Here is a 20,051-nt window from a genome sequence, read left to right as displayed (position 1 = left end):
CACATGCTCACTTCCGCACCTGATCAACGATGCGACAATCGCGTCCCCCAGGAGAGAGGCATTGCCCATGACCGTCACCCCGGTTCCCTTCTCACGGTTCGTGGCCCTCGGCGACAGCCAGACCGAAGGCGTCGGCGACGGTGACGACGTCACGGGCCTGCGCGGCTGGGCCGACCGTCTCGCCGAGATCCTGGCCCGGCAGAACCCCGGCCTGCGCTACGCCAACCTCGCCGTCCGCGGCCGCGTCGCCGGCGAGGTCCACGCCGGCCAGCTCGCTCCCGCCCTCGCGCTGCGCCCCGACCTGGCCACCGTCGTGGCCGGGGTCAACGACCTGCTGCGGCCCCGCTTCGACGCCGACGAGGTCGCCGGCCACCTGGAGGCGATGTTCGCCGCGCTCACCGCGAGCGGCGCACGCGTCGCCACCCTCACCGTCCCGGACGTCACCCGCGTCATCCCCCTCGCCCGGCCCGTACGCTCCCGCATCAACGCCCTCAACGACCGCGTCCGCGCGGCCGCGGACCGCCACGGCGTCGTGGTCGCCGAGACCGGTCTCCACGCGGTCGGCAGCGACCCCCGGCTCTGGAGCACCGACCGCCTGCACGCCAGCCCCGTCGGCCACGAGCGCATCGCCGCCGCCGTCGCGCACTCCCTCGGCCTCCCCGACACCGACGACTCCTGGACCCTCCCCTTCCCCACCCCGCCCGGCCCGGGCGGCGGAGATCTGCGCTGGGCCGCCGAGTTCCTCGGCCCGTGGCTCGGCCGCCGCCTCCGCGGCCGCTCCTCCGGCGACGACCGCTCGGCCAAGCGCCCCGACCTCACCCCGATGGCGACGGAGCCGGTCGCGGGGGCGTGAACGATCCACGCGCACGGGGATCCGTCACGAGCCGTACGCCACGTGCTGCCTGACGACCTGCCCTCGTCGACGTCATGCCCGGCCTGACGCCGTGCGCTGTCGTACGCCGTGCCCGGCGCATGCCACGCCACCCGCTGGGCCGAATGGCCGAGGTGCGCCGCGCCGCGGCCGGGCGCCCCGACGCGCACCGGTGGAGGATCGAGGAGGCGGCGGCCCCGGCACGGGCCGCCGCGCAGACCCCGCGCGCGTGGAGAGGTCCGGCCATGGAACCGTTCGACCGGCTCGTCAGGACCGACACCGCCACGCAGGTGACCGCGTGAGCACCCGGCACGGCGAGGACACGCCGGGCGAGGGCCGCTACGGGGAGGCCGTCTTCCGGCCGGAGCAGGCGGGTGAGGGGGAACGGATCGACTTCGGCGCCCTCGCCTACGACGACATCACGATGGCGAGGCTGCGTGCCCTGGGCGTCGGCCCGGGATGGCGCTGCCTCGACATCGGCGCCGGTACGGGCACGGTCTCCCGGCGGCTCCTGGAGGAGGCGGGGGTGGACGGCGTGCTCGCGGTCGACCGCGACACCCGCTTCCTCGCCGCGCGCCCCCTGCCCGGACTCGACCTCCTGGAGGCCGACGTCACCGCGCCCGACTTCTCCCCCGGCCGGTTCCGGCTCGTCCACGCGCGGTTCGTCCTGATGCACCTGCCCGACCACGAGCGCCTGATCGGCCGGCTCGCCGGGCTCGTCGAGCCCGGCGGGTTCCTGGTGCTCGGCGACGCGCTCGACCTCACGAGCGACCGCACGCCCCGCACTCCGTACACCGCGGCCATGCGTGCCATGTGGCAGGGGCTTCGCACCACCATCGGCACCGACGTCACCTGGATCCCCTCGTACCCGGGTCTGCTGCGCGCGGCGGGTCTCCTCCCCGTCGCCGCCGAGATCCACGTCCCGCCCCTGTCACCCGGCAGCCCCCTCAGCCGCTTCTGGGCGGACACCTGGGAACGCGGCAGGGCCGCCATGACGGCCACGGGCCTAGTCGACGACGCGGGGATCGACGAGGCGATCGCGTACCTGGCGTCCGAGGAGTGCGCCGACCTCTCGGCCGGCATGCTCACCGTCTGGGGCCGGAAGCCCGGGGCGGGTTCAGGCTGACCCCCACCGTCCCGCGTCCCCGGTGGAACAGGCCCCCGGATCGGTGCCTTCAGCCGACCGGACGGCCCCGCAGCCAGACGTAGTCCACCGGCTGGACCTCGTTCCAGCTCGCGGCGAGGTCGGCGTCGACCGGGGTGAATCCGGCGCCGAGGTAGCAGCCCAGGGCCGGCGCGTTGTCCGGGTGGACGCGCAGGAAGACGTCGGCGTACCCGGTTCCGAGGGCCCGGGCGAGGAGCTCGCGCACGAGCACGCGGCCGAGGCCCCGGCCGCGGTCTCCGGGCGCGACGATGATCCGGGCGAGTTCGACCTCGTCCTCCTCGGCGTCGAGCCACAGCTCGCCGTAGCCGACGACGCCGCCCTGCTCCACGAGGACGTGGGCCCGGACGTCGTCGTCCCGCTGCCAGTCGGCGACGGTCTCCGGGGGTACGGGGAACTCCTTCCGTCCGCACCACAGGACGACCTCGTCGGCGGAGGCGGGCCAGCCCGCCACCGTGGCGGCGTGGGCAGGGGTGAAGGGAAGGAGGTCGAGTCGGGTCATGCGGCCGACCCTAAGGCTTCGTGGTCGTCGTGTCGGTGGTCGTGGTCGTGCGGTCGCCGGGGTGCCGGACGGCGCACAGGAACCCGAGGGCGAGGGCGACGGCCATGCCGTAGAAGACCCACTGGTTGGCCTGGGCGAAGTCCATCTGGATGGACGACATGGCGTCGCGGGTCGCTTCGGCGACCTGCCCGCTGCCGGTGGGCGGGGTGGAGTCGCCGTGGCCGGAGACGGAGTCGGTGATGCCGCGCGCGACCTGGTCCGCGGTGGCGGCGTCGACGCCCCGCGCCCGGAGCGTGTCCGTCACGTTCTCCGTCATCGCCCGGGAGAGCAGGGTGCCGAAGACGGCCATGCCGACGCTCGCCGCGTAGTTCCGGACGGTCTGGGTGATGCCGGTGACCTCTCCGTAGGAGGCGCCGATCGCCCGGTTGACCGCGTCCGTCGAGGCGGGCGCCAGGATGAAGCCGATGCCCGCGCCCGCGAGGGCCACGTAGGGCCACTGGTCGTGCATGGACAGGTTGGTCAGTTCGTTGGCCCACAGGGCGAAGCCGACCGCGCCCAGGATCGTCCCCGCCTTCAGCGCGGGGCGCGCACCGCGCTTGTCGAGGATGCGGCCGCCCCACTGGGAGGCGATGGCGAAGCCGACGAAGAAGTACAGCAGGAAGAGCGCCGCCTGGTTGGGGGAGGCGCTGAGGGAGACCTGGGCGTAGACGGAGGAGAAGAAGAAGACGGGGACGAAGGCGAGCATCGCGAAGAACAGCACGGCCGAGTCCACCGCGAACGCCTTGTCCCGGAAGACCCGCAGGTCGATCAGCGGGTGGCGCACACCGCGCTCGTAGCGCACGAACACGTACAGGATCGCGAGGCCGCCGACGACGCACAGCCACGTCGCCCAGCTCCCCCAGCCCCACGACCACGCCTGCTGGAAGCCGAGGACGCTCAGGCCCATGCCGGCGGCCACCAGGACCGCGCCGGGCACGTCGAGGGTGCCGGGACGGGGCCGGTCCGGGATGTGGGCGAGGGCGGTGAGGACCAGGGCGACGATCGCGACCGGCACGTTGACCCAGAAGACGGCTCGCCAGGTCCACGAGGCCGTGAGCCAGCCGCCGAGCAGGGGGCCGACGGCGGTCAGCGCTCCGGAGATCCCGAAGAAGAGGGCGAGGGCCCTGCCGCGCCGTTCGACGGGGAACACCGCCACGACCACGGCCAGCGCCGCGGGGAACAGCAGGGCCGCACCGATCCCCTGCACGGCCCGGAAGGTGATGAGCCAGGGCTGGGCGTAGTCGCCGGAGGGGACGCAGCCGCAGAGGACCGAGGCGATGACGAAGATCAGGGTGCCGATGACGACGACGCGCCGTGGCCCGTACAGGTCCGCCAGGCGGCCGCCGAGCGCGAAGAACGCGGCGAGGGAGAGGAGGTAGGCGTTGACCACCCATTGCATGCCCGAGCTGGAGAGTCCCAGCTCGCGCACGATGTCGGGGGCGGCGATGGAGACGATGGTCTGGTCGATGAAGGTCATCGCCACCGCGAACATCATCGCCGCGAGGGCCACTGTCTGGTTCGGGAGCCGCGCGCCCCGCTGTTGCCCGGGGCTCGGCTGGGGACCAGGTTCCGTCCGGCTGCTCACCCTGCCCAGTGTGATCCAGTCCACGATCTCCCGCATGTCCGGTACATCCGCTGCGCCCGGCGACGGTCGCCGGGCTCGGCGATCACGACGCGACCGTCGGCCCGGGAGCGTGTGAAAGGGTTCCCGCACCGGATCGAGCAGCAGCCGTGACCGACCCCAGAGACGGGACAGTGCCACCATGACCGACGAGAACAGCCACGCCACCGAGGTGCGGGAGCGGTGGACGCGGCCGGAGAACGCCCCTGCCCTGGACGGCATCCGGGCCGCCCTCGCGGGTGGCGGCGACTGGCGCGCGCTCGTGCGCGCGTGGACCCTGCCCTGGGGCGCCGACAACGACCTCGCCGGCATTCCGCTCGCCGGAGTGGGCCTCGGCGGCGTGGACCTGACGGGCGTCGTCCTGAGCTACGCCGATCTGAGCGGCTGCGACCTGGGCGGCTGCGACCTCACCGACGCCTTCCTGACGGGCACCGACCTGCGCGGGGCCCGGCTGGTGAACGCCACCCTCACCCGGGTCAACGCCGGGCTCTGCGACCTCAGCGGCGCCGACCTGAGCGGCGCGACCGCGGACGACGCCGTGTTCTCCCGCGCCCGCCTCGTCGGCACCCGGCTGTCCGGCGCCTCCCTGCGCCGGGTGAAGTTCGTCGCGGCCGAACTCGGCGACGCGGACTTCTCGCACGCGGACCTGTCCGACGCCGTCCTGGTGGCGGCGAGGACGGCGGGCATCGTCCTGGACGGCGCCCGCATGGAGGGGACGCGCGGCGGCGCGATGAGGCGGTGAGCACCGGAACCCGTGAGCAGTCGCCTTGCTGTCATGGCGACTGAGCGCACCTGCTCCTCCCGAACTATGGTGTCCCACCACATACACCCCTGACCTGCGGCTTCCTACGGTGTGGCGACACCGAATCGTCCCCCGTACCTGCCTGGAAGTGGTGCACATGGCCGCCGCAACAACCTCCCCGACGCCACCCGGATCCCTGAAGCGCATCGTCGCCGCAAGCCTGATCGGGACCACCATCGAGTGGTACGACTTCTTCCTGTACGGCTCGGCCGCGGCGCTCGTGTTCAACAAGCTGTTCTTCCCCGAGTCGGATCCGCTGGTCGGGACGCTGCTCTCGTTCCTGACGTACGCGGTCGGGTTCGCGGCCCGTCCCCTCGGGGCGCTGGTGTTCGGGCACTACGGCGACCGGCTCGGCCGCAAGAAGCTGCTGGTGCTGAGCCTGCTGCTGATGGGCGGTGCGACGTTCGCGATCGGCCTGCTGCCGACGCACGCGACGGTGGGGTCGGCGGCTCCGGTGCTGCTGACGGTGCTGCGGCTGGTGCAGGGCTTCGCGCTCGGCGGCGAGTGGGGCGGGGCCGTCCTGCTCGTCTCGGAGCACGGGGACGCGAAGCGGCGCGGGTTCTGGGCCTCGTGGCCGCAGACCGGGGCCCCGGCCGGTCAGCTGCTGGCGACGGGTGTGCTGTCCGCGCTGACCGCACTGCTCTCGGACGCCGCGTTCTCCTCATGGGGCTGGCGCATACCGTTCCTGCTGTCGGGTGTGCTGGTGATCGTGGGCCTGTGGATCCGGCTCTCGGTCGACGAGTCCCCCGTCTTCAAGGCGGCGCTGGCCGCCGCCGAGGAGCGCAAGGCGGTCGCCGGGCAGGTCGAGAAGATGCCGCTGGTGGCGGTCCTGAAGCACCACTGGCGGGACGTGCTGATCGCGATGGGCGCCCGGATGGCGGAGAACATCTCCTACTACGTGATCACCGCCTTCATCCTCGTGTACGCCACCACCCAGGTCGGCCTCAGCAAGCAGACGGCCCTGAACTCCGTCCTCATCGCCTCCGCCGTCCACTTCGCGGTGATCCCCGCCTGGGGCGCGCTGTCCGACCGGATCGGCCGCCGGCCCGTGTACCTGATCGGCGCCGTCGGCGTCGGTGCCTGGATGTTCCCCTTCTTCGCGCTGATCGACCGGGGAACCTTCGGCTCGCTGCTGCTCGCCGTCACCGTCGGCCTGGTCCTGCACGGGGCGATGTACGCGCCGCAGGCGGCGTTCTTCTCGGAGATGTTCGCGACCCGGATGCGCTACTCCGGCGCCTCCATCGGTGCCCAGTTCTCCTCCGTGGCCGCCGGAGCCCCCGCCCCGCTCATCGCGACCGCGCTGCTGGCCGACTACGACAGCTCGACGCCGATCGCCCTGTACGTGATCGCCGCCGCGCTGCTCACCGTCGTCGCCCTGGCCTGCGCCCACGAGACCCGGGACCGGGACCTCGGCGAGATCGCCGAGGACGCCGTTCCGGCCGACCGGGTCCGCGCCGACGCCTGATCCCGGCCGGACCGTCCCGCACCGAGGCCCCGTGCCCCGCTCGCCACGAGCGGGGCACGGGGCCTTCCGGCGTCACGCCCCGGTGACCGCCGCCGACATCGCGTGCAGGCGCAGGGCCAGCTGGATCTCCAGGGCGCGGGACGGGGACTGCCAGTCGGGGCCGAGGAGCCGGCCCACCCGCTCCAGGCGCTGGGCGACCGTGTTGACGTGCACGTGGAGCGCGTCCTTGGTCCGGGCGGGGCTCATGCCGCTGGCGAAGTAGGCGTCGAGGGTGCGCACGAGGTCGGTGCCACGGCGCACGTCGTAGGCGACGACCTGGCCGACGGTGCGGTCGACGAAGCCGTCGATGTCCCGGCCGTCGGCGAGCAGCAGGCCGAGGAAGCCCAGGTCCTCGGCGGCCGCGCCCTGCCCCGAGCGGTGCAGGAGTCGGAGCGCGTCGAGGCAGCGGCGGGCCTCCTCGTACGCCACGGCCACCTGGTCCGGACGGTCGAGCACCGCCCGGACGGGCGCGGAGGCGCCGACGGTGACGGGTTCGCGCAGGGTGCCGCCGAGGTTCCTGGCGGTCTGCCGGGCGAGGTCGGCGGCGCTCTCGTCGGGACCCAGCGGCAGCAGCAGGACCGTGCCGCCGTCGCGGGCCGAGGCGAGTCCGTGGCGGGTGGCGGCCAGGTGGGAGGCGGCCGACCACAGGCGCTGGCGGTCGGCGCTCTCGCGGCGGCCGCCGTCGGTGTCGACCTCCTCGCCGGTCCGGTCGATCCGGGCGGCGAGGACCACGTGCGGCGCCTCGCTGTCGGTACGGAGCCGGGCGGCGCGCTCGCGCAGGAGGCGGCGGTCGCGGTCGGGTGCGTCGAGCAGGTCGTCGAGGAGTTCGCCGCGGACCCGCTGCTCGGCCTCGCCGGCGGACCGGCGGGCGAGCAGGAGGAGGGAGGTGACGAGCGCGGCGCGCTCCAGGGTGCGCTGGTCGACCGGGTCGAGCGCGGGCTGCCCTCGCAGGACGAGGGCGCCCAGGGTCTCGCCGCCGGCGGAGACCGCGGCCACCCAGTCGTCGCCCTCGCGGACCGCGTGGCCCTCGGCCCGGCGGGCCGATCCGGCGTCCGCCCCCGTGAACTCGACGGTGCCGCCGAGGACCTCGGAGACGGCCTCGGCCACGTCGTGGACGCCGCCGCCGTGCAGGACCAGTTCGGAGAGCCGGTCGTGGACCTCCGAGGCCCGTTCGATGACGGCGCTGTGCTCGCGGATGATGTCGTTGGCCCGCTCCAGCTCCGCGAGGGCCGTGCGGGTCTCGGCGAGGAGGTTGGCGGTGTCGATGGCGACGGCGGCGTGCGCGGCGAAGGAGCCGAGCAGCGCGACCTGCTCGCGTTCGAAGACCCGGGCCCTGCGGTCGGCGGCGAAGAGCACGCCGATGATCTGGCTGCCGAGGCTGAGCGGGACGCCGAGGATGGCGACGAGGCCCTCGTCGCGTACGGCCGCGTCGATGGTGCGCGTGTGCTGGAAGCGCGGGTCCTCGAAGTAGTCCTCGGTGACGTACGGCCGGGCGGTCTGGGCCACGAGGCCGCCGAGCCCCTCCCCCATGCCCAGCCGGACCTGCTGGAAGCGTGCGGAGACCGAGCCCTCGGTGACCCGCATGTAGGTGTCGCCGGCGGCGGGGTCGTTGAGGCTCAGATAGGCGACCTCGGTGCCGAGGAGCGAACGGGCCCGCTGCACGATGGCGCGGAGCACGGCGTCGAGGTCGCGGAGTCCCGCGAGGTCGTGGGCGGTCGCGAAGAGCGCGGACAGCTCCGCCTCGCGCCGCCGCCGCCCCTCCAGCTCGGCCCGGACGCGCAGGGCGAGCTGCTTGGCCTCTTCGAGGCCGGCCAGCGCCTCGGGGCCCGCGCCGCTCGCGCGGGCGATCAGCACGGGCCGGTCGTATGCCTCCGTTGCCGCTCCTCGGGCGAGGAGTTCCAGGTAGGAGACGTGTTCGTGGGACATGGACACAGGGATACCTGCCGTAGCCGGGGTCGCACCAGCCCTGTGGACGACCTGTCCGGGGACTCGGGCAGCGCTCAGTGCGCGGTCCATCCGCCGTCGAGGGTGAGGGAGGTGCCGGTGACGAAGGACGCCTGCGGGGTGCAGAGGTAGAGGACCGCCTCGGCGACCTCCGCCGGTTCGATGAGCCGCTTGAGGGCGGAGTCCTTGAGGAGGACCTCGGTGAGGACCCGCTCGGGCGGGATGCCGTGGGCGGCGGACTGGTCGGCGATCTGCCGTTCCACGAGGGGGGTGCGGACGTAGCCGGGGCTGACGCAGTTGGAGGTGACCCCGTGCGGGGCTCCTTCCAGGGCTGCGGTCTTGGAGAGTCCCTCCAGGCCGTGTTTGGCGGCCACATAGGCCGATTTGAAGGCGGAGGCGCGCAGGCCGTGGACCGAGGAGATGTTGACGATCCGGCCCCATCCCTGGCGGTACATGTGGGGCAGGGCGCCTCTGATGAGCCGGAACGGCGCCTCCAGCATCACCGTGAGCACCGTGTGGAAGACGTCCGGCGGATATTCCTCGATGGGGCGGACGAGCTGCAGTCCGGCGTTGTTGACGAGGATGTCGGCGCCGTCGGCGGCGGCCTCGGCGGCGTCGAGGTCGGTGAGGTCGAGGTGCCGGGGTTCGAGGCTCCCGGGGAGCGGGGCTGCCTCGGCGGCCAGGGTCTCCAGCCCTTCGGCGGCCCGGTCGACGGCTCTGACCCGGGCGCCGGCGGCGGCGAGCCGCAGCGCGCAGGCGCGCCCGATGCCACCGGCCGCGCCGGTGACGAGCGCGGTGCGCCCGGTGAGGTCGAGGGCGAGTCCGGCCGCGTCGGGCAGGGGTGCGGCGGGGTCGGTGCCGGGGGCGGTGAGAGGGGCGCTCATGCTCCGCACCCTATGAACGGCTCCCGCGTGCACCGATGTGTGCTCAGCCCATATTTCAGCCGTGCGCTGTGGTGCGGAACCATGTGGGTTCGTCGGCGAGTGCCTTCTCGATGCGGAGGTACGAGAAGCGCTTCATCTCCGGCAGTCCGTCCACCTCGAACCAGCCGACCTCGGTGGACTCGTCGTCGTTGACCCGGGCCTCGCCGCCCACGGCGCGGCAGCGGAAGGACACGTCCATGAACTGGCACACGTCGCCGTTCGGGTAGACCACGGGCTTGCGGAGGGTCTCGACGAGAAGGATCCGCTCGACCTCGCAGCGTACGGCCGTCTCCTCGAACACCTCGCGGACCGCGCAGTCGGCCGGCTGCTCCCCGGGGTCGACGATGCCGCCGATGATCGCCCAGAGGCCGTTGTCGGACCGCCGGCCGAGCAGGACCCGGCCCCGGTCGTCGAAGACCACGGCGCTCACCCCGGGCAGGAAGAGGAGCTGGTGGCCGGCGGTCTCGCGCAGGGCACGGATGAAGTCAGGGGTAGCCATGGACCGACCCTAGATCATCTACGCGCCCGGCCCCTTCCGGGCGGGCCTCGCCCCGGGGCTCACCCGGCGGACTCCCCCGCAGGCCCGGCGGTGCCCTCCGCTCACTCCGCCGGCGTGCGCCGGGCCCGTACCGAACGGAGCACCGACCAGCCGATGCCGAAGGCCGCCAGAGCCGCGAGCAGGGCCTCCGGGAGGGTGCCCATCCGGGTGGCGGGGGTGAGGGAGGAACGCAGCGGCACCTTCTCCACGAGGACGTCCGGGGTGAACATCCGGGTCTGCGCGACGATCTCGCCGTCGGGGCGGATGACCGCGCTGACGCCGCTGGTGACCGGCACGACCACCGACCGGCTGTGCTCGACGGCCCGCACGCGGGACATCGCCAGCTGCTGGTAGGTCATCTCGCTGCGGCCGAAGGTGGCGTTGTTGCTGGGCACGGTGATGAGCTGCGCCCCGTGCGTGACGGTGTCGCGGACCGCCCAGTCGAAGGCCGCCTCGTAGCAGGTGGCGAGGCCGACCCGGGTGCCCGCCAGGTCGAAGACGCCGACCTTCGTACCGGCGCCGAAGTCGCGGCTCACCCGGTCGACGTTGCTGTTGAAGAGGCGCACGAAGGACCTCATCGGGATGTACTCGCCGAAGGGCTGGACGTGCCGCTTGTCGTAGGTGGCGACCGGGCCGCGCCGCGGGTCCCACTGGATGAGGGTGTTGCGGAGCTTGCCGGTCTCGGGGGTGACGACGGCGCCGATCACCGTCGGCGCGCCGATCGCCCGGACGGCTTCGTCGATGACGTCGGCCGCGTCGGCGTTCGCGTACGGGTCGATGTCGGAGGAGTTCTCCGGCCACAGGACGAAGTCGGGCTGCGGCTCGCGGCCGGCGGCGACGGCCTCGGCCAGCTCCTTGGTGCGGGCGACGTGGTTGTCGAGGACGGCGCGGCGCTGGGCGTTGAAGTCCAGTCCGAGCCGGGGCACGTTCCCCTGGACGGCCGCGACGGTGGCGGTGCCGTCCTCGGCCGATTCGTCGACCAGCGGGAGGGCGGCGACGGCACCCGTCACGGGCAGCAGGACGGCGAGCGCCGCGGCCGCGAGCGGGCCGCGCGGGACGGCGCCGGTGGCGCGGTGGGCGCGGAACCGGCGGTACGCCTCGTACAGGCCGAAGCCGCACAGGGCGACGGCGAAGCCGAGCACCGGCGTGCCGCCGACGGCGGCCAGCGGCAGGAAGAGGCCGTCGGCCTGCCCGAACGCGATCTTGCCCCAGGGGAAGCCCCCGAAGGGCACGCGCGCGCGTGCCCCCTCGGCCAGGATCCACACCCCGGCGGCGAAGAAGGGCCACCAGGGAAGCCGGGAGACGGCCGCGATGCCGAGTCCGGCGGCGGCCACGAACAGCGCCTCGACGGCGGCGAGCGCGAGCCACGGCCCCGGGCCGACCTCCTCGCCGGTCCAGATCAGGAGCGGCAGCAGGAAGCCGAGTCCGGCCAGGTAGCCGAGACCGAACCCGGCCCGCAGCCGGCGGCCCCGCAGGACCCAGCCCAGCAGGGCGAAGGCGGGCAGCGCGAGCCACCACAGGGGGCGCGGCGGGAAGCTCAGGAAGAGCAGCAGACCGGACAGCACGGCCGCTCCGGGCCGCACGAACCGCCGCAACCGGGAACCCGGAGTGGGTGCGGTTCCGGCTCCGGACGCGTCGACGGGGGTGATGGTGGCGCTCACCTTGCGGAGTCTACGGGGCGTCCCTGTCACCCGGGCGTCCGGTCCGACCTGCGGCGGAGCACGAGCCACGGCCGGCCGGGCCGGTCCGCGGGCGCCGGCGGGGCCGCCACCGTCGGGGAGGGCGCTCAGACGCCGGTCGGGGCGGGCGGGCCGGGAGGCGCGGAGCGGCGGAGGAGGTCGCGGATCGCCTGGACCGCGGATTCGGCGTCGTCGACGGTGACCGTGAAGGTGCGGCCGTCGCCCAGGCGCAGGACGAGGCCCTCGCCCCGCCGGACGACGACGGCCGTGCCGATCTCCGGGCGCCAGCGGTATCCCCAGCCGCCCCACTGGCGCGGGGTGACGCTGGGGGCGAAGTCGGCGCCCACGATGTGCGAGAGCAGGATGCGCCGGCGGGGCACGCCGATGTGGCCGCAGCGGACCTCCATGGCCCGGTCGTCGACCTTCACGGCGACGTGGACGAAGGCGAGGGTGCCGAAGAGGACGAGCAGTCCGGCCGCGACGCAGCCGACGACCGCCATCAGGAGGGCCGCGATGCCGGAGGTCCAGGCCGATTCGACGGCGAGGGTGATGCCGAGGGCCATGCAGGCGGCGCCGGCGGCGGCCGCGACCCACTGGAGGCGGTTGGTGGCGCGGCCGGTCCAGACGGCGGGGGTCCGCTCGTCGGCGGTCCGGGTTCGGCGGTGCTCCCTCATACAGGGAGAGTACCCGGGTTCGTCCGGTACAGCGCGGCGGAGCGGGGTCGTCCCGTCACCCTCAGTGAGCGGCGGCGATCGCCGCGAGGAGGCGGCCCTCGGTGTAGGCGAGGGCCGTGGCCGGGAGCGTTCCGGGGCGGCCGCTGAGCAGCACGGAGAGGTTTCCGGTGGGGTCCGCGTCGGGGGCGGGTTCGGCGCCGATGCGGCGCAGCGCCTGCGCGGCGACCGCGTCGGCGGAGCCGTGGAAGACGAGCGGCGGCAGCCCGCCGCGGCGGCGGGCCTCCAGCGCGGCGAGCACCCGCTCCTCGACCAGTTCGTAGTGGGTGCAGCCGAGGACGACGGCGCGGACGTCGGACGGCGTGAGGGCGGCCGCGGCGGCCACGGTGCGGTCGACGGCGTCCCGGTCGGCGTGCTCCACGGCGTCGGCGAGGCCGGGGCAGGGCACCTCGGTCACGTCGGCGCCGTCGGCGAAGTCGCGGATGAGTCCCCGCTGGTAGGCGCTGCCGGTGGTGGCGGGGGTGGCCCAGATGGCGACCTTGCCGCCGGCCGCGGCGGCCGGCTTGATCGCGGGGACGGTACCGATCACCGGGATGTCCGGTTCGAGCGCGGCACGCAGGGCGGGCAGGGCGTGCACGGTCGCGGTGTTGCACGCCACGATCAGCGCCTGCGGGCGGTGCTCGGCCGCGGCGAGGGCGACGGCGAGCGCACGCCCGGTCAGGTCCTCGGGGGTACGCGGCCCCCACGGCATGCCGTCCGGGTCGTTGGAGAGGAGCAGATCCGCGTCCGGCCGGAGCCTGCGGACCGCGGCCGCCGCCGGGAGGAGGCCGATTCCGGAGTCCATGAGCGCGATCTTCACCCGGTCACCCTAGCCGATGAGCCTCGTACCCCCCTCGATCTGGGGCAGACTGCCGCGAATGAGCACCCTCGCCTGGTTCGCCGTCGGTTCCCTCGCCGTCTGGGTCTGGCTGCTGCTGGGTCAGGGCTTCTTCTGGCGCACGGACCAGCGCCTGCCCGCGACCGACCGCGGGCCCGGCTCGGCCCCGTGGCGGGAGGGGACGACCGCGACCGCGGAGCCCGGCCCGTGGCCGCGGGTGGCGGTCCTCGTCCCCGCGCGCGACGAGGCCGCCGTACTCCCCTTGAGCCTCCCGTCCCTGCTGGCCCAGGACTACCCGGGCCCGGCCGAGGTCGTCCTCGTCGACGACGGGAGCAGCGACGGCACCGGCCGGCTCGCCGAGGAGCTGTCCGGGCGGCACGGCGGACTCCCGCTGACCGTGGCCCGGCCCGGGGAGCCCGAGCCCGGCTGGACGGGAAAGCTGTGGGCGCTGCGGCACGCCATGGCGGTGGCCCGCACGCGCGAGCCCGGACCGGAGTACCTGCTCCTGACCGACGCCGACATCGCCCACGAGCCGGACAGCCTGCGGCTCCTCGTGTCGGCGGCCGTGACCCACGACCTGGACCTCGTGTCCCAGATGGCCCGGCTCCGCGTCGAGAGCGGCTGGGAACGGCTGGTCGTCCCGGCGTTCGTCTACTTCTTCGCCCAGCTCTACCCCTTCCGCTGGATCAACCGGGCCCGACCTCGGGCCACGGCGGCGGCGGGCGGCTGCGTCCTGCTGCGCACGGAGACGGCGGTGGCGGCGGGCGTCCCCGCCTCCATCCGCCGGGCCGTGATCGACGACGTCTCGCTCGCCCGCGCGGTCCGTCGCTCCGGCGGCCGCCTCTGGCTGGGGCTCGCCGACCACGTCGACAGCGTCCGCCCCTATCCCGGGCTCGGCGAACTGTGGCGCATGGTCTCGCGCAGCGCGTACGCGCAGCTGCGCCACAACCCGCTGCTCCTCGCGGGAACGGTCGCGGGCCTCGCCCTGATCTACCTCCTGCCGCCCGCGGCACTCGTGGCCGGAGGGGCGACCGGCGACACCGCGGCCGCCTGGGCCGGCGGCGCCGCCTGGGCCCTGATGGCGGGCACCTACGTCCCGATGCTCCGCTACTACCGCCAACGGCCCTGGACCGCCGTCCTCCTGCCCTTCACTGCTCTGCTCTACCTCCTCATGACCGTCGACTCCGCGGTGCAGCACTACCGCGGCCGCGGCGCGGCCTGGAAGGGACGCACCTACTCCGCCGACCACGTGGCGCAGCCGGGCGAGTAGCGGCGGTCCCGGGCGGACCGGTGGCGGGACCGCCCCGGGCACGTCGTGGTGGCCGACGCGGGCCGCGTCCGGCCGCGCGCTACGGCTCCGCCGGGAGCCGTTCGACCGCGACGAGTGCCGCGTCGTCGCCGAGGTGGCCGCCCGCGTACGCCTGGAGATCGGCGCGGAGGCGGCCGAGGAGCGTGGGCGGATCGTCCCCGGCCCAGGCCGTGAGCCGCTCGGACAGGGGGTAGAAGGCGCGGGTGCGGTCACGCGCCTCGATCACGCCGTCGGTGTAGAGGAGAAGGACGTCACCGACGTCGAAGGGGAAGGTCTCCACGGTCACGTCGGGCGACAGGACGTCCGACAGTCCCAGCGGGGGGCTCGCGTCGGCGGCGTCCAGCGGGATCACCCGTCCCTCCCTGAGGAGCAGCGGCGGCGGGTGGCCGCAGTTCACCAGCCGCACCACCGGTTCGTCGTCCGGGATGTCGAGCACCAGCGCCGTGACGAACGCCTCGGCCGTGTCGTCGGCGCTCCTCTCCGCGTCGGCCTCCGTCCCGGTCGCGTCCTCGCCGTCGTTCTCCGACCCGACGCCCGCCTCCAGGTACCCCACGAGTTCCGGCAGATCCTGCTCACGGCGGGCCGTGACCCGGAAGGCGCCCAGCACGAGCGACGCCTCGCTGATGGCGTCCAGGCCCTTGCCCCGCGCGTCGCCGATCAGCAGGCGGGTACCCCTCGCCGTCCGGGCCGCCGCGTACAGGTCACCGCCCATCTGCGCCTCCTCCTCCGCCGCCAGATAGACCGAGGCGATGCGCAGGGGCCCGGCCCGATGCGGAAGCGGCCGCAGGACGACGCTCTGGGCGGCGTGCGCGATCGACCGCAGCCGCGACACCCGGCTCTCGTCCCTCTCCCGCAGCGCCGAGAAGAACGTGGCGATCACCGAGATCAGGACGAGCGCCACGATCTGGTAGGTGTGGTTGAGGTCCGTGATGCTCGTCCGCGCCAGTGCCACCACCGACTGCGCCACGACCGCCACCGCTCCCACGAACGCCGTCGTCCTCGGCCCCGCGAACGACGCCGTCACCGCCGGCGCGGCGATCAGGAACGGCCCCATGTGCACATCCGGCGGTACCAGCAGGTCCACCACGGTGACCACGGCGATCAGCACGAACGGCACCGCGAGCAGCAGCCGCCCCCCGCGCCTGGAGAGGCGCGGACCGGCGTCGCTGCGGCGGAGACCCATGCAAAAGGCATACCCCAGGTCACCCGCCGTGTCCTGTCGCCCGCCCCGCCCACCCCGTCGGTGCGCCGCGGCCACCCGCCGGGTCCCCCGTCGGGAATTCGACCCGATGGACTCGTCCGTATGTGCCAACGCGGCGCGCAGGAGGGCTTGTTGACCGCCTCTCGCAGCGCGGGCTTGACTGGCGGCCTGCCCGGCGAGGGCCGGGCTTCCGGGGGGGGGGGGGGACGGGCGTGAAGTGGTTCAGGCGTGGGCGGGTGGGGGCGGCGAGTGCGCCGTGGGGGCCGACGGAGAGGGAGCGGGCCGAGAGGGCGGGGCGAGGCGGGGACGCCGACGAGGCCGTGCGGGCGTACGCGCGCCTTGTGGCGGAAGCCGGGCGGAGCGACGGGCCCGACCATCCTGTGACGCTGGCCCTGCGCCATCAGCACGCACACTGGGTCGGGGAGGCGGGTCGGGCGAGAGAGGCACGCGAGCTGTTCGAGGCGTTGTGGGAGGAACGGCGGAGGGTGCAGGGCGAGGAGCACGCTGACGCGACGTTGTGCGCCCATCAGGTCGCGCACTGGCTGGGGCGGGAGGGGAGGATCCCGGACGCGGTCAAGGGGTACGAGGAGCTCGGGAAGCGGGCGCGTGCGCGCGGGGAGCACGCGGCGGCGCTGCAGTCGCTGTGCGACCAGGGGTACTGGGAGCACAGGGCCGGGGACACGAAGGCGGCGCTGCGTTCCTTCCGTGCGATGGAGCAGGAGGCGGTACGGCGCTTCGGCGCGTGGCACCCGCTCGCGCACATCGCGCGGATGCGGTACGCGGAGCTGGCCGGCGACCTGCCGTTCGGCTCGCCGGGCGGGTGGGAGGCGTTGACGTCGCTGCTGCACGCGGCGGCGAACGTCGCGGAGGCCGGGGACCCGGAGCGGGCGGAGCGGCTGTACGGGAGGGCGGCCGAGCGGGCGATCGAGGTGTGCGGTCCGGCGGGCGACGAGCGGCTGACCGCTCTCGTGGGGGTCGCCGAGCAGCGGGTGCGGGCCGGCGCCCCGGCGGCCGCCGCGGACGCCTTCGACGAGGTACTGGCGTGCATGCGGCTGCGCGGCGAGGGCAGGGGGCGGGAGTACGCGGCCCGGGCCGCGCTCGGCAGGAAGCTGCGGCGCATGGGGAAGAAGCGGCCCGAGGGCCGGGAGAGGCCGCCCGCGCCCGAGCGTCGGGGCACGCAGGAAGCGTCGAAGGCGTACGTGCACGGGACGGCGGAGGCGCTGGGCGGCTGGCGTACGCCGGAGCGCGCCCTGGGCCCGGACGAGGAGCGGGCCCGGTTCGGGCCGTACCGGGTCCTGGAGGAGGTGGGGAGCGGCGGGTACGGGAGGGTGTTCCTGGCGCAGGACGACGGCGGCGCCCTCGTCGCGGTGAAGACCCTCCATCCGCATCTGGCCGACGAGACGCGCAAGCGCGCCGGGTTCGCCCGGGAGGTGGCGGCGCTGCGACGCGTCGACAGCCGCTTCGTGGTGCCGGTGGTGGCGGCCGACACGGACGGGCCGGTGCCGTGGATGGCGATTCCGTTCGTCTCGGACCCGTCGCTGAAGGAGGTGCTGGTCGCCGAGGGCCGCCTCGACCCGGCCACGGTGTGCGCGCTCGGCGCGGGCGTGGCGCACGCCCTCGCGGCCGTCCACGCGGCGGGGGTCGTCCATCTCGACCTCAAGCCCGCCAACATCCTGCTGAGCGAGGACCGACCGCGTGTGATCGACTTCGGGGTCGCCCTGCTGCAACGGCCGAGCGGGCCGAGCGGGACCTTCGCCGGCACGTACGAGTTCGCCGCCCCGGAGCAGTTGAGGGGCGAGGGCGAACTGACCGGTGCGACGGACGTGTTCGCACTGGGGACGACGCTGGCGTGGCTCGCGCGGGGCCGACGCCCGTGGGGCGGGGCCGAGCCGCTGTCCGTGGCGTGGCACATCTGCGAGACCGAACCCGACCTGTCGGACCTGCCCGCCGGACTCGCCGCCGTGGTCGCCCGATGCCTCGCCAAGGACCCCGCCGACCGTCCCACCCCCCTGGAGGTCGCCCGCGCCCTCGCGCCGGACGGTTCCAGGACGCCACCCCTCCCCCTCACCCCTCGCACGCGTGGCTTCATCCGCGCTCAGGGCGAGTTGCCCGCCACGCTGCGCCTGACGGTCCGTGAGACCCTGGCGGCCGAGGAGGGTGCGGCCGCCGACCCGACCGAGTGAGGTACGGAGCGGCGGGTCCGGGCACGGAATGGGCAGGCGGAAGAGGACTCCCAAAAGCCCTCGGATTGACGCTATTTGACACTGCGTCCGACCGTGGAACTCACCGGCGGGGACCCGGGAGTGGACGTTCCCGTCGACCGCCGCGACCCTCAAGATCCCCGCCGTGTCGGGGTGTTCATGATCCGTGAGGGCGGCCGCGAACCGGGGGCGGTGATCTCGGCGACTTCCGGCCGACAAAGCCACGAGTGAAGGCGAGATAAAAGAAAGAGGGAACGCCTGGGCGGAGGCCGGAGGGACACGACCGGGGGTCGGACGGCACCTCCCTGGAGGGGCAGGGTGAGCCACGGACGCACAGCGCTTTCCCGGACGGCAGGCCGCTCAAACCCCGCGACACCCCGCCCATGCGCCGTGGTGGCGGGAACACGAAATCCTCACCCGCTCCGTAATCGACCGACCACCATGCGTATGCGGGACGTCCGGAAAACAAAAGCCGACCCAGTTACCTTCAGTAATCGGGTGATGGACGCCAGGTTGCGAGAGCGAGGGATTGAACCGGTCGCCCCGGGGAGCGTCTTTCGGATGTCACCTTGAGGCCGGGCCGACACTTCTCGTTAACCAGGGAGCCCGGGCGACGGAAAACCCTTGTCGTTAACACCGGCTTAACGGCGTTTCGGCAGGTCAGGCGGCCAAAACCAGCGTAAAACGGATAACCGCAAGATGGGGGCTCCCCAACCAGCACATCGTGGGCTTAACTTATGTGCCATGACCTCCCCCCGCTCCACCTATGGAGGCGGTTACCACACCGCGCCGTCCTTCCCGGACACCCCCATCTACGACTCCCTGGTCGCGGAGCGGGGTACGCCTCAGATCGCCCCGATCCGAGTGCCCGCCGCCTACGACACCGGCAGCGGCTTCTCCGGAAGCAACTCCTACCTGCCGGCCCTCCCCTCGGCGCTGCCCGCCCTCCCGGCGGCGCCCAGCCCGCACCCCGCCCCCGCATACGGCGGTGGTTACGGCTACCCCCAGCCCTCGCAGCAGATGGCACCCGTGCCGCTCCAGCACGCGCCCACGCCGTACATCCCGCAGCAGCCCGTCGCCCCGCGCGGCTACCAGCCGGGGCAGTACCCGCAGCAGGCGCGTCCCGCGCCGGTGGGGTACGAGGCGATGCGACCGGCGGCCCCCCGGCCCGCGCCGGTGCCGGCCCCCGCGCCGTACGACGACCCGTACAACCGTCCCTACCAGGGCGGGGGTTACTGACCGGCCCCGGCCACCGGCCGACGTCGGGGCCGGAGCGGCTGGCAGGATGACGGTATGCCCACTCCTGTTCTCCGCTCCGTCCACGTCCACCCGGTGAAGGCCATGCGCGCGCTGGCGCCCATGGAGGCCGAGGTGCAGCCCTGGGGCCTGGCCGGAGACCGCCGCTGGGCGGTCGTCGACGCCGGCGGGAAGGTCGTGACCCAGCGCCGTCACCCCCGGATGGCGCTGGCCACCGCAGAGCTGCTGCCGGACGGGGCGGTCACGCTGTCCGCTCCCGGACACCCTCCGCTGACGGTCGAGGTCCCGCACCCCTCGACCACGGTCACGGTGGAGATCTTCGACAAGTTCGTGGAGGCGGTGCCGGCCGGCGAAACCGCCGCCGCGTGGCTCTCTGCGTACCTCGGATCCGAGGCGACGCTCGTGCACATGGACGCGCCCGAGCACCGGCGCCCGGTCGACCCGGAGTACGCGCTCCCCGGCGAGACGGTCAGCTTCGCCGACGGGTACCCCCTGCTCGTCGCCGCCACCTCCTCGCTCGACGCGCTGAACTCCCTGATCGCCCAGGGCGACCACGCGGACGAGGGCCCGCTGCCCATGAACAGGTTCCGGCCCAACCTGGTCGTCGAGGGGACCGCGCCCTGGGCGGAGGACGGCTGGACCAGGCTCGCGGTCGGCGAGGTCACCTTCCGCGTCGCCAGGCCCTGCGGTCGCTGCGTGGTGACGACGACGAACCAGCTCACCGCCGAGCGGGGCAAGGAGCCGCTGCGTTCCCTCGCCCGGCACCGCAGGCACGACGGCCGGGTCATCTTCGGCCAGAACCTCGTCCCCGAGCACACCGGCACGGTCCGGGTCGGCGACGCCGTGAAGATCCTCGACTGAGCCTTCCGGCACACCGCCGCCGCGTCCCCCTCGGGGCGACGCCGCGGCGCGCTCGTACCCGACTCGGCCCCGCCTCGAACCGGCGCTCC

18 protein-coding genes are annotated in these 20,051 nt (G+C 74.1%); 9 read left to right on the top strand and 9 right to left on the bottom strand.

The window, feature by feature from the left end; genetic code table 11:
* Nucleotides 1-67 precede the first annotated feature (67 nt).
* The 3 genes from AB0424_RS01320 (at nt 68) to AB0424_RS01310 (ending at nt 1,997) form a co-directional block, all read left to right on the top strand.
* Complete coding sequence (locus AB0424_RS01320; RefSeq protein ID WP_366301249.1) at nt 68-853, top strand: SGNH/GDSL hydrolase family protein; 786 nt, start codon at nt 68-70, stop codon at nt 851-853.
* Nucleotides 854-996: 143 nt separating this feature from the next.
* Nucleotides 997-1,173, top strand: coding sequence for a hypothetical protein (locus AB0424_RS01315; RefSeq protein WP_366301248.1), 177 nt, complete (start codon nt 997-999; stop codon nt 1,171-1,173).
* The gene (locus AB0424_RS01310) at nt 1,170-1,997 is read left to right on the top strand and encodes a methyltransferase domain-containing protein (RefSeq protein WP_366301246.1); all 828 of its coding nucleotides are present in this window, start codon (nt 1,170-1,172) and stop codon (nt 1,995-1,997) included. Before AB0424_RS01315 ends, AB0424_RS01310 begins: the two co-directional genes overlap by 4 nt.
* A 49-nt stretch (nt 1,998-2,046) precedes the next feature.
* Here AB0424_RS01310 and AB0424_RS01305 read toward each other — a convergent pair whose 3' ends face one another.
* Together AB0424_RS01305 and AB0424_RS01300 are read right to left on the bottom strand one after the other, a co-directional pair.
* The gene (locus AB0424_RS01305) at nt 2,047-2,535 is read right to left on the bottom strand and encodes a GNAT family N-acetyltransferase (RefSeq protein WP_366301245.1); all 489 of its coding nucleotides are present in this window, start codon (nt 2,533-2,535) and stop codon (nt 2,047-2,049) included.
* 10 nt (nt 2,536-2,545) lie between these two features.
* Nucleotides 2,546-4,069 carry an MFS transporter gene (locus tag AB0424_RS01300; RefSeq protein ID WP_366301848.1) on the bottom strand — a complete coding sequence of 508 codons (1,524 nt, stop codon included), beginning with the start codon at nt 4,067-4,069 and terminating at the stop codon, nt 2,546-2,548.
* Between the two features lie 268 nt (nt 4,070-4,337).
* On the opposite strand from AB0424_RS01300, the gene AB0424_RS01295 reads away from it, so the two are divergent.
* Nucleotides 4,338-4,937 (top strand): pentapeptide repeat-containing protein, encoded by a 600-nt coding sequence (locus AB0424_RS01295; protein ID WP_366301243.1) that lies wholly within the window; start codon nt 4,338-4,340, stop codon nt 4,935-4,937.
* A 157-nt stretch (nt 4,938-5,094) separates the two neighbouring features.
* On the top strand, nt 5,095-6,462 hold the full coding sequence (locus AB0424_RS01290) for an MFS transporter (RefSeq protein WP_366301241.1): 1,368 nt from the start codon (nt 5,095-5,097) through the stop codon (nt 6,460-6,462).
* 72 nt (nt 6,463-6,534) lie between these two features.
* Here the strand turns inward: AB0424_RS01290 and AB0424_RS01285 are convergent, their stop codons facing one another.
* The 6 genes from AB0424_RS01285 to AB0424_RS01260 all read right to left on the bottom strand — a co-directional run bounded on the left by AB0424_RS01285 (nt 6,535) and on the right by AB0424_RS01260 (nt 13,115).
* Complete coding sequence (locus AB0424_RS01285) at nt 6,535-8,427, bottom strand: GAF domain-containing protein (protein WP_366301239.1); 1,893 nt, start codon at nt 8,425-8,427, stop codon at nt 6,535-6,537.
* Nucleotides 8,428-8,501: 74 nt separating this feature from the next.
* On the bottom strand, nt 8,502-9,329 hold the full coding sequence (locus tag AB0424_RS01280) for a 3-hydroxybutyrate dehydrogenase (RefSeq protein WP_366301238.1): 828 nt from the start codon (nt 9,327-9,329) through the stop codon (nt 8,502-8,504).
* 55 nt (nt 9,330-9,384) lie between these two features.
* Complete coding sequence (locus AB0424_RS01275; RefSeq protein ID WP_366301237.1) at nt 9,385-9,867, bottom strand: NUDIX domain-containing protein; 483 nt, start codon at nt 9,865-9,867, stop codon at nt 9,385-9,387.
* Between the two features lie 101 nt (nt 9,868-9,968).
* Complete coding sequence (lnt, locus tag AB0424_RS01270) at nt 9,969-11,567, bottom strand: apolipoprotein N-acyltransferase (protein ID WP_366301236.1); 1,599 nt, start codon at nt 11,565-11,567, stop codon at nt 9,969-9,971.
* 125 nt (nt 11,568-11,692) lie between these two features.
* Entirely contained in the window at nt 11,693-12,259 is a 567-nt protein-coding gene (locus tag AB0424_RS01265; protein WP_366301235.1) for a hypothetical protein, read from the bottom strand.
* 61 nt (nt 12,260-12,320) lie between these two features.
* Nucleotides 12,321-13,115 carry an aspartate/glutamate racemase family protein gene (locus AB0424_RS01260; RefSeq protein WP_366301234.1) on the bottom strand — a complete coding sequence of 265 codons (795 nt, stop codon included), beginning with the start codon at nt 13,113-13,115 and terminating at the stop codon, nt 12,321-12,323.
* A gap of 58 nt (nt 13,116-13,173) precedes the next feature.
* On the opposite strand from AB0424_RS01260, the gene AB0424_RS01255 reads away from it, so the two are divergent.
* Nucleotides 13,174-14,403 carry a glycosyltransferase gene (locus tag AB0424_RS01255; RefSeq protein WP_366301232.1) on the top strand — a complete coding sequence of 410 codons (1,230 nt, stop codon included), beginning with the start codon at nt 13,174-13,176 and terminating at the stop codon, nt 14,401-14,403.
* A 79-nt stretch (nt 14,404-14,482) separates the two neighbouring features.
* Here the strand turns inward: AB0424_RS01255 and AB0424_RS01250 are convergent, their stop codons facing one another.
* Complete coding sequence (locus AB0424_RS01250) at nt 14,483-15,625, bottom strand: PP2C family protein-serine/threonine phosphatase (RefSeq protein ID WP_366301230.1); 1,143 nt, start codon at nt 15,623-15,625, stop codon at nt 14,483-14,485.
* A 503-nt stretch (nt 15,626-16,128) separates the two neighbouring features.
* On the opposite strand from AB0424_RS01250, the gene AB0424_RS01245 reads away from it, so the two are divergent.
* The 3 genes from AB0424_RS01245 (at nt 16,129) to AB0424_RS01235 (ending at nt 19,962) form a co-directional block, all read left to right on the top strand.
* Nucleotides 16,129-17,826 (top strand): serine/threonine-protein kinase, encoded by a 1,698-nt coding sequence (locus AB0424_RS01245; protein ID WP_366301229.1) that lies wholly within the window; start codon nt 16,129-16,131, stop codon nt 17,824-17,826.
* Between the two features lie 762 nt (nt 17,827-18,588).
* Nucleotides 18,589-19,083, top strand: a complete 495-nt coding sequence (locus AB0424_RS01240) for a DUF6643 family protein (protein WP_366301227.1) — start codon at nt 18,589-18,591, stop codon at nt 19,081-19,083.
* 54 nt (nt 19,084-19,137) lie between these two features.
* Nucleotides 19,138-19,962: an MOSC N-terminal beta barrel domain-containing protein gene (locus AB0424_RS01235; protein ID WP_366301225.1), complete on the top strand. Its 825-nt coding sequence runs from the start codon at nt 19,138-19,140 to the stop codon at nt 19,960-19,962.
* Nucleotides 19,963-20,051 lie beyond the last annotated feature (89 nt).

It is taken from the genome of Streptomyces sp. NPDC051180, from assembly GCF_040689545.1.
GTDB lineage: Bacteria > Actinomycetota > Actinomycetes > Streptomycetales > Streptomycetaceae > Streptomyces.
This window is presented reverse-complemented; position numbering and strand designations above follow the sequence as displayed.